Below are 734 nucleotides of genomic sequence, written 5' to 3' on the forward strand. Positions count from 1 at the left end.
ACAATGGGATTGACTGGAGAAGCACTAAAAGACACAACAGCCGATGTGCAAGCACTTACCAACCGTTTCAGCGTAGACCGCAGAGAAGTCATTAACTCCGGCAATGCTATGGCGAAAGAATTTGGCATCTCTGCTAAAGAGTCAATGGGGATTTTGGAAAATGCTTTAATAGCCACCAACGGAGCAATTGACCTTGATCAGTTCAAAGAATATTCTACGCAAATGCGAGCCGTTGGTATGAATGCTGATCAAATGGGCGGGCTGATTACGAAAGCGTTCAAAGATGGCGTCTATCAGGATAAAGCCATCGACTCTATAAAAGAAGCTAATTTGCGTCTAAAAGAAATGCCCAAAGCAACAGCAGATGCAGTGCAAGGCTTAGGTCTTGATGTCAATAAATTGCAAAAAGGATTGCAATCCGGAACACTTTCTACTCTCGACGCTGTAAAAATGGTCAGTGAGCAGATGGGAGCTGTAGACACTCAAGCAAGACAAACGGCTATTGCTGATATTTTTGGGGGAGCAGGAGAAGACGCCGGAGAAAAGTTTTTACTTTCTTTAGCAAAGACGGAATTCAGTCTCAACAAAATGATTGACTTGCAAGATCCTTATATCAAAAAGCAAAAAGAAAGGCTGAACCTTGAAAAAGAGCTTTCCAAAAAAATACAGGCTTTTTCGGGTGATTTCAATAAAGTATCCCAAGTGTTTGAGGTGGCTTGGATGAAAGCAAAAAT

General features: G+C 41.8%; 1 protein-coding gene. It reads left to right on the forward strand.

Going from position 1 to position 734, the window contains the following annotated elements; translation table 11 throughout:
- Positions 1-734 (forward strand): phage tail tape measure protein (locus PL77_RS29870; protein ID WP_044213731.1); only part of this gene is annotated, 734 nt, incomplete at both ends.

Origin of the sequence: Flammeovirga sp. OC4 (genome assembly GCF_000812565.1) — a bacterium.
Classification (GTDB): domain Bacteria; phylum Bacteroidota; class Bacteroidia; order Cytophagales; family Flammeovirgaceae; genus Flammeovirga.